This is a genomic window from Streptomyces sp. NRRL F-2664, from assembly GCF_000719345.1.
GTDB lineage: Bacteria > Actinomycetota > Actinomycetes > Streptomycetales > Streptomycetaceae > Streptomyces.
Genome location: NZ_JOFX01000083.1, coordinates 1 through 8,735 on the forward strand (window position 1 = coordinate 1; position 8,735 = coordinate 8,735).

The 8,735-nt window shown below is 68.0% G+C and carries 1 protein-coding gene and 7 pseudogenes; 3 read left to right on the forward strand and 5 right to left on the reverse strand.

The window, feature by feature from the left end:
* Nucleotides 1-208: 208 nt before the first annotated feature.
* From IF89_RS49790 to IF89_RS38765, 4 pseudogenes are all read right to left on the reverse strand, one after another.
* Nucleotides 209-823 (reverse strand): annotated as a pseudogene (locus IF89_RS49790) (IS30 family transposase); the annotation flags it as partial.
* Between the two features lie 593 nt (nucleotides 824-1,416).
* Nucleotides 1,417-2,455: pseudogene (locus IF89_RS43080) on the reverse strand (IS630 family transposase); the annotation flags it as partial.
* A 657-nt stretch (nucleotides 2,456-3,112) separates the two neighbouring features.
* Nucleotides 3,113-4,354: pseudogene (locus IF89_RS38760) on the reverse strand (IS110 family transposase).
* Nucleotides 4,355-4,777: 423 nt separating this feature from the next.
* A pseudogene (locus tag IF89_RS38765) lies at nucleotides 4,778-5,650 on the reverse strand (IS110 family transposase); the annotation flags it as partial.
* A 225-nt stretch (nucleotides 5,651-5,875) separates the two neighbouring features.
* On the opposite strand from IF89_RS38765, the pseudogene IF89_RS43085 reads away from it, so the two are divergent.
* Together IF89_RS43085 and IF89_RS43090 are read left to right on the forward strand one after the other, a co-directional pair.
* Nucleotides 5,876-6,219: pseudogene (locus IF89_RS43085) on the forward strand (transposase); the annotation flags it as partial.
* A 40-nt stretch (nucleotides 6,220-6,259) separates the two neighbouring features.
* Nucleotides 6,260-6,592: pseudogene (locus IF89_RS43090) on the forward strand (transposase); the annotation flags it as partial.
* A gap of 333 nt (nucleotides 6,593-6,925) precedes the next feature.
* Here IF89_RS43090 and IF89_RS43095 read toward each other — a convergent pair.
* On the reverse strand, nucleotides 6,926-7,384 hold the full coding sequence (locus IF89_RS43095) for an ATP-binding protein (protein ID WP_107047429.1): 459 nt from the start codon (nucleotides 7,382-7,384) through the stop codon (nucleotides 6,926-6,928).
* 1,234 nt (nucleotides 7,385-8,618) lie between these two features.
* Here IF89_RS43095 and IF89_RS48265 point away from each other — a divergent pair.
* Nucleotides 8,619-8,735: pseudogene (locus IF89_RS48265) on the forward strand (IS5/IS1182 family transposase); the annotation flags it as partial.

The following is an 8,735-nucleotide window of genomic DNA, read 5'->3' on the forward strand; positions in this document are numbered from 1 at the left end:
CCCGCGACCGGCGCCGACGGCCGCATCGTGCTGCCGGAGGTCTTCACCGACGCGGACCTCGCCCCGGGTACCTACCAGCTGCGCCTGGCCACCCCGGACAGCGTGATCCTGATCCTCGACATCGAGATCACGGCCCCGGCCCCGCAGGGGGCTGCTCTGTTGGGTCCCGGGTAGTCGAGTGGTGCAGCGCATAAGCCGGTTGCCGGGCAAGTAAGACCAGCATCACGTAGCGCGTGATCCGCTCGACCAGGGTGCCGATCGCGGAGCCGTTGTTCTTGCCGATGAACAGGTCACCCTCCCAGTGGCTGGGAACGGCCCGGTCGTCGGCCTCGGACGGCCGGTCGCTGATCATCGCCATCGGTGCCGGGAAGCGTGAACAGGCTGGTCAGGACGACGTTGGGGCTTACGGAGGGTACGACCGGTTCGCAGGGCCTTGGTGACAGTTCACCCCGGCCTTGGACGTAGAGGGCCTGGTAGATCGTCTCGTGTGATACGTGCATCTCCGGCTGGTCGGGGAAGTGCAGGCGCAGGCTCCGGCTGATCTGCTCGGGAGTCCACTTCAGCCCCAGCCATGACTGGATGGTCACGCAGCAGCAGACACGCCGCGATCCTCCCGGCCTTGGGGCGGGGCCGCCTGGCCGCTGCGCGGACATGTGCGGTGTGTGGCCGGTACTGGCCGTTCACAGGGTGCCGGGTGGACCTTCCGGCAGACGGTGAACGGGCTGCGGGCGAGCTCGGCCGCAATCGCACGGACGGTGGCCTTCTCCCGCAGCCGGCCGGCGATGTGTGTCCGCTCGTCCTCACCGAGATACCGGGAGTCCCCGCGGACCTCGATCAGCCGCGTCTTCGCGGTCCTGACGGCACGGACTGCGACCGAGGGCGCATGTTTCGCCTTCGGTCGCCGTCTCTTCGCCTGGCCCTTCATCCGTAACCCATCCCTTGATCCACAAGGGATGGGCAGAGCTCGCGCTCGCGTTCTTTCAGGAGCTTCCTGGGCCCTGCGGCCTCCGGTCCTCCCTGACATCGGAGTCCACTGCAACTCCCTACGGACGGGTGTTGCAACGACCTCTTGAACTGAAGGTGCGGGCAAGGGAGTTCACGCTGCGAGTATGAGTTTACGTCCTTGCCGGTGCTGCTGTTCGAACTCGGCGGGTAAGAGGTAGCCGAGGGTGCTATGGCGCCTGCGGGCGTTGTAGCAGGTGAGCCACTGGGAGATCTCCAGCCTGGAATCACCACCGCGGACACACCGCGCCCGCAGGCAAACCACCCGCCAGCCGCGTCTCCAACCTCATTGGGCAATACACCTAGTGCTGTGACCGCCCAGCGCGAGGAACGCGCCCGCATCCGCAGCGAGAAAGACATCCGCTGGGGCGGACGCCCCCTCGCACCCGCAGCCTGACCAACCCGGCGAACCTAGGCGAGCACTTTGGGGTGGCGGGCGTTGGCGTTGCGCCAGCGCAGGTAGCGGTGCAGGGCCCGGGTCTGCGCGGGGTGGCTGCGGTGGTGGGAATTGGCCGGGGTGAACTGCCGCAGCGGGCCGAAGTGGGCCTCAACCGGGTTGGCCCAGGAGGCGTAGGCCGGGGTGAAGCACAGTTCGACCTTGTTCTTCGTCGCCCGGCGGCGGATGTCCGTGCCGGTGTGGGGGAGAGGTTGTCCAGGGTGGTGTAGATCGGGGCGCCGTCGAGTCGGGCGGCGCGGATCGATTTCAGCGCGGTCAGGCTGTTGGCGGTGCCCTTGCGGCGGCGGTTGACGCCCCACAGGCGATCGTCGCCGGCGGAGTAGCAGCCGTGGAAGTAGGTGACGCCATGGGTGCGGCGGTAGGTCGCCGGGAGCCGGTTGGGTTTGCCCTGCTCGGCCCAGCAGGAGCCGGCGGTGGGCCTGGTCCCCACCGGTCCGGACTCGTCGAAGGCGAAGACCCGGTCCGGGAAGCGGTCCAGGACCTCCTCGATCCGGTCCAGTTTGGCGTCGCGGGCGGGTCCGGGGACTCCTTCCAGGTCTTGGTGCGCTGGAAGGTTATGCCGCGGCGGGCGAGCAGGCAGCGTAACGCCTCGCGGCCGATGCGGATGATCCTTCCGTGGACTTTCCTCAGGTAGGAGACGATTCTAAGTAGTGACCAGCGGGTTGAGGGCTGGCCGAGTGCGGTCGGGCGGGTGGTAGCCGTCTGGGTGGCGAAGTCCTCGTCGTCAGGCTTGAGCAGGCGGGGACGGCCTCCCGCCCATTGAGGGTCCAGGCAGGCCAGGCCGATCTCATTGAACCGGTGGACCACGTCCCGGACGGTGTCCCCGCCGGCGTGCACCAGCTGGGCGATCACCGGCACCCGGTTCCCGCCGGCCGAGGCCAGCAGCATCATCGCGCGCCGGTATCGCACTGAACTGGTACCGCCCCGGCACACGATCTGCTGCAGCCGCTGTCCCTCCTGGTCGGCCAGTCTGCGCACACGGACAGGCTCGGCCACCGCGCCTCCAGTCGTGGGAATGGATGTCACCGCACACCCAACCGCCCCGACCACCAACCCGGCGAACCTATGCGGCCACAGCACCAGGCCTTTGCATGGGCCGCCACCTGCTTACACACTGGATTGGGTCGTTCGCATTTCGTTCGAACGGCGTTATGTCCGGCACGGCGGGGCGGGTGCTGCTCATTCCGTACTATGCCGGATCCCGCGGCGATGGCCTCGTCTTTGCGCGATCGGTGCATGCCGCCTGTGACAGCCCGTGGCTTTGACGGCTGGCCGCACCAGCATGCCGGGTCCCCATCCCCCTAATCGATGGGGACCCGGCCGCGGCCTCGCCTGCTCTCCGGGGGGTGGGGGAGGCAGGTGAGTCGCCCTCCAGCGGTCCCGCTCAAGTCCGCCAGAGGTGGGGCTGCCCGGTGAGCCGGGGAAGGAGTCGCGGGCTGCCATCGACAAAGCTACGGGTGGTGCGGCCGAAAAACGATGCCTGGTGGGGTTGAAGGGCCGATTGTCGGGTTAGGTCTGCCCGTTCGGAGTGGGACATTCGGCGACGTTCCTGGGGTTGGTGGTGGGGTGGCCGGGCCCGAGGGACACGGGGGTGGCTGAGCCGAGCCGGACCTCGTACACACTGCATTAGAGACATCCGATGCAGTTGATCTGTCAAGCGGCGGTGGTGAGTTGTGTGGTCGGCGTGGGCGGGAGCGCGGTGAGCTCGTCGTAGGGTGTGCGCTTGGTGAGGCAGGGGTGGAGGCAGCCGAGCATGCGGTTGGAGAGATTGCGCTGGGCGGCTGTGTGGCGGTCTTTCATCGGCTCGTGGCTTGTCGTAGTGGGCTCGGGCACTTGGGGAGGTGGTCAGGCTGGCGAACCCCAGACATAGCCGACCGGGGCCAGACGCTGGTTCTTGACCCTGCGGGCCATGACCGCGAGGCTTCTGCCGGACGCCCGGGTGGCCGGCGCGGCCCCGGTGAAGGCTTTGAGGCCTTTCGCGTCGGTGAATCGGGATCGGTCGTCGCCGATCTCGGCGAGCACCCGGGCGCCGGTGGGTGACCGGAGCCCTGGAAAGCTGGTGATGGTCGCGGCGTCCGGGTGCGCATCAGAAGACTCCACCGTCGCTTCGGCAGGGTCGTCGACGCTGATGCAGGCGGCATCAAGCTGTCTGAGCAGGGCGATGGCCTGGTGTCCCATGGCTTGCCCGACTTGGTGGGGCTGGCGCGTCTGCGGCATGGGCAGGGCTTCTCTCAGTTGTTCGGCTTCTGCCTCGATGCCGCGCTGGCGGTCGGCCTTCTTCAGCAGCGCGCGCAGCTGGACGCGGGTGAGCTTCGCCGCCTGATCCGGAGTGGGGGCTGCGGCCAGCACGGTGCGGGCGATTTTGCTGCTGATCCCTTCGCGGTCGTGCTGGAAGGCCGCGGGGAAGCCGGGGAAGTATTCGCGTAGGTGAGAGCGGAGTTTGTTGCCTGTCTGGGTGCGGTCCCAGACCGCGTCCTGCTGGGCGCGGGCCAGGACGGCGATCGCTTGGGCGGGCTTGCTGTCGTCGGGCAGCGGCCGGTGGGCGGCCTTGTCCGTGCGCAGGGTGTTCGCGGGCACCATGGCGTCGAGGTGGTCGGACTTCTTGCGGGTGACTGCGTGGCGGTCGCGGTAGCGGGCGGCGGCCGTCGGGTTGATCGCGTAGATGGGCCGGCCGGTCGCGCGGAGGCAGGCGACGAGGAGGCCGCGGGAGGTCTCGATCGTGACGGGGACTGGAGTGTCGGCGGTGTCGCCGCGGGTGGTGGGGAGTTCGAGGAGCTGGTGCAGGCCCTCGAGGCCGTCGGTGGTCCGGGCCCTTGCCGCCAGGGTTCCCTCGTGGTCGGCCAGGGCGGCGTCGTGATGGTCGCTGGCCCAGTCGGTTGCGCAGGTGACGGTCATTTTGCCGTGTTCGTCCTGTCGGTCGGGGGGCGTGCTGCTGGTCGCAGCCGTGCGGGGGCACGGGTCTCCCTGATGGAAGGGCTCGATGGCCCTGCATCCGATCAGTCGTTCGTGACCCCAGCGGCCCGCAGGGCCCTCGGTCTGCTCCAGCGCTCGGCGGCTTCGGGCGTGGTGAGAGGTGACCCCTGTGGGCGGCTGGGACCACAAACCCCAGCGATCTGATCATCGGACTGGAGGCGGTGGTCGTGTTCGTGGTGCTGGACGGTCCCGGAGGTCGGCTCTTGACCAGGGGATCCGGTCCCAGGGGGTGTTTGCGGCTTCTCCGGAACCGACCAGCACCACGAGTGATGCGGGGCCCGCGGTCTCTTTCAGGGCCTCGATGGGCCGGGGTGGGCCTGGCGGTGCCCCGCATCACTGCCCATTAGGGAGGGCCTCCAGGAGTTCCTCGATCCGGGCTGCGAGGAGTTTTCGCTGGTCAAGAACGGACTGGAGTGGAGTGGCGAGGCCGGGGACGATCAGCGCAGCTGCTTCAGTGCCCCGGACGACGACGGTCTGTTCGTCGAGTGCAGTGAAGGTGTCCTGATCAGTCGCTCGGCCATTCGCGGTGCTTTGGAACGTATCGGGGTCACGAGGCGACGGCGTCCGGCTTTGCGGATCTGGGCCGGGGAGCCGGACTGGTCCAGCAGTCTGAGCACGGCCGGGTGCTGGATTCGAGGTCCGAAGACTCGTTCCAGGGACGGGTGGATCTGGGTGAGGAGGCCGCGGAGACGGTCCGGGTGGACTCGCCCGCGAGATCGTCGTCGAACCCGGAGATCATGGCGAGCTCGGCAACGGTCTCGTCCGCGAGATCGGTGGTCCTCAGGGTGTGCGGCATCGCTCTGGCGGCGTCCGCGGTGATGAACGCGTCGCGGGCGTCCGTTTCCGCCTCGCCCGGGTAGAGGTCGCGGCGCCCGACGGCACCAGCCACGAGGGCACGGCGCCGGCCGCCGCCCGCCGGCGCCGCCGACCCGTCGGTGATCCGCCGCATTGTGAGTCCGGGCAGGTAGGCGGCCCGGCAGCCCGCGTCCCGGGCGACCGCCAGCGGCAGGGCCCCAATGGAAGCCGGCTGGTCGGCGACCACCAGTACCGTTGCGTGCTGGCCTGGAACTTATCGAACAGCTCCCGCAGCTTTGGTTCGCTGTTGGGCAGGGGCTTGTCGAAGACCTTCTTCCCCGCCTGGTTCACGGCGGCGGCATGGTGACCGCCCTTGCCAACGTCCAGGCCGAGACAGACGTCGATGCCCGTCTCGTCCGACATGCCTTCACGCGCTCGCATTCTTCCCGGCCCCACCCGTGGCATCAGCGTGCCGGCATCCACGTTGCCGAGAGACTGCCCAAGGGGGGCGCTTGTGCCTCTGATCAGCGGTCTGCCGATGCCTCCGACACCGGCGACACTACCTTTTCGATCATCATCGGCTGGGGGACCGAGTCATACCGGGGCCGGAGGCCGGGGGCCCTGTTTCAGGGCCACGAAGACGGTAACGGGGACCTGACAGGTCCGAATCCTGTCGACAGAGGCAAGTACGGGTCGAAGATCCATTCGATCACCGAGCGGACCGGTTTGCCGATATCCATCGCCGTCTCGGGTGCGAACCTGCACGACAGCCAGGCCCTGCAACCTCTGGTCCCGGGCACTCCGCCGATCCGCTCCCGCCGCGGACGACGTCGCCGACGCCCCGGCAGACTCCACGGCGACAAAGGTTACGACTCCCCCACCTGCGCAGATGGCTACGCGGCCGTGGAATCCGCCACCGCATCGCACGGAAGGGGATCGAGCCGTCGAACCGGCTCGGCCGGCACCGATGGGTCGTGGAGCGGACCGTGTCGAACACTTCCTCGCGTTCGCAGGCATCGCCGCAGGGTCGGCCACCCCGGAATCCGGAAGGCCTGGGTCGACGGAGGCTGCCGCCAGCACCTCGTCGAGCACGCCGCGACCCTCGGCATCGACATGGAGATCACCACCCGCAAGCCCGGGACCAGGGGATTCACCCCCCATACCAAAACGGTGGGCGGTCGAGTGGACCTACGGCTGGCTCATGCTCCACCGCCGCCTCGCTCGCGACTACGAAACCCTGCCCAACCGATCCGAAGCCATGATCCACCTCGCCATGACCGGCCTCATGGCCGCCGCCTCACCGGCGAGAGCACCATCTCCTGGCGTGACCCGAAACCACCCACCAAACACCCCATCCCGGGATGAAACAACGGGATGAAACGCCCTCTTATACGAGAACAGGGCCGTGCCGACAGGCGCGGGGGCGGCTGCGGGGGATCGGCCGGCGACGGCCGAGTAAACTACTCTGAAAAGCACCCCCTCGCCACGAGGCGGGCCTGCGGTGGTGACCGCTTCTGGTCACCCTGTCTGTTCTCCGGCGGGCACTCCGCCAGAAGTCGCTCCAGTGGCCGGACCCGCAATCAGACTGCGGCCTGTCGGCGCCGGATAATCGCCCCCTGTCCGCCTGGCCTACCAGGGCGCCGGGTCCGCTGCCCGTTCCGCACAGGCGCGACTGCCGACACGTCCCAAGCCGTGACGCTATGCGCTTAGTGGCAGGTCGGCCCAGCGGGTGCTGCCTTCCCCATCCGTGGTGGCTCCATAGTCGGCTGCCAGGGCGGTGATGATCAGACTGCCACGTCCGTGTTCGTCGGGTTCGCAGCTCGCCACCCAATCACCGGGGCGGTCTGAGGGACCACCGTCGGCGACCTCCACTCGCAGCCTTCTCTGCTCGCGGTCAAGCTGTGCCAGATGCAGCGTGACTGGCGGCAGGGCGTGTTCCACCGCGTTAGTGACCAGCTCGGAGACGACCACCAGCGCGCTGTCTACACAGCACTCGCCCGCCCCCCACGCTCGGAGAGTATGTAGGGCCAGAGTACGTGCGGTGCCGGCTGCACTCACGTGGTGGGGCAGAGCCCAACGACCCTGGCCGTCTTCCGGAGGGCTATCCCCGGAGTCTAGGGGAGTACGGTCGGTGAGAAGGGAGCTCGAGGAGATCATAACCACCACATCCGAGGACCAGGCGAAAGGGAATAATCCGGCGAAGTCATCCCAGTCTGGGTATTTCTGCCTCCCAGCGAGGACCGCCAATCGGACCAAGTACCGGAGGATGGCGGTGTGGGCCGCTGGCCGAGACAGCTACTACCGATACCGGCGACCCGAAAGACTACGCAGCGTACACAAGAGACGTTGCCTGTGCCCCGTCGCTATACTTCATCCGCCGGGCAATAGGCTCGTTTCCGTCCGGTGTTTCGTCGCGCATCGGCACGGAAGCTGCAGGACTATCCAGGTGGCGCAGCGCGCACGTCCGCCCTCAGGACGTCCTGGCCGCCCAAATCCGCGAACCCAAGGTCCGAAGCGAACGCCAGCAGCGCTGGGTACGGCAACGCCCTCGATTCTGCCTGAACATCTCCGACAAACGTTCGTGCGGTAATTGATCATTCAGAATGGATTTGGCTCACTGGCTTCGCAGTTGGGCTGACGGGCGGCAGAGTTCTGCGGGTGTCGGATGATCTTGTCCCTGATGACCTACGGGACCGTGTCGCACCGCTGCCCCGCCTCGCCGGCGTCGTATCCGGGCCGGCTGTCGGCGCCCTGACCGTGCGGCTCTGCGCGGCATCGTCTACGTGCTGCGCACGGGTGCGCCGCCCTGGCCGACGCGGCCTCCCGGCTGAGCAGCCAGCGACGTTAACCACGCGTGCCGTGGGACAGCCCATCGGGCTGCGTTGTGATCCCGACTTTCCGAAGGCCTCCCGGTTTCCGGCCGAATCGGGAACCGCCAGCAGCATTCCGTCCAGAGCCAGCATACGCAGACCTTGGAAGAGGTCGCTGTCCTGGCCCAGCGGGTGGACAACAGCCCACAGACGTCGGGGTTTTCTCACCGCACCCCGCTTCGCCAACGACCCGGTCCGCCAGCTCAGGCGGACACGACCGGGTCAAGATCCCAAGCCCCGGCCGCTCCAGATGTGATACCAGCACGAACGGCTCAACGCCCACCCCGCCCCAAAAGCAACGGCAGTACCATCAATTCGTCAGGGGGAGAAAGTCCCCAACTCCGGAGGCCTAGCGCCCCATTGCGGGTCAACCAAAACGGTAATGGGCGGTCTTGGTGGGCAGGCGGCGGAGCCGGTTGGCGATCCGGGTGGACTCGCCCGCGAGATAGTCGTCGAACCCGGCGGCTATCGCGAGCTCGGCGACCGTCTCGTCCGCGGGATCGAGCGTTCGCCAAACGGCGGACGAGGGCGTGTCCGCGCAGCTCAACGGCCTGCTTCGGAAGCTTCTGCGAGAGAAGGAGGGCCGGGACGCAGAGCCGTCGGCCTGTGTGATCGGCGCCCAGAGCGCCAAGGCCTCC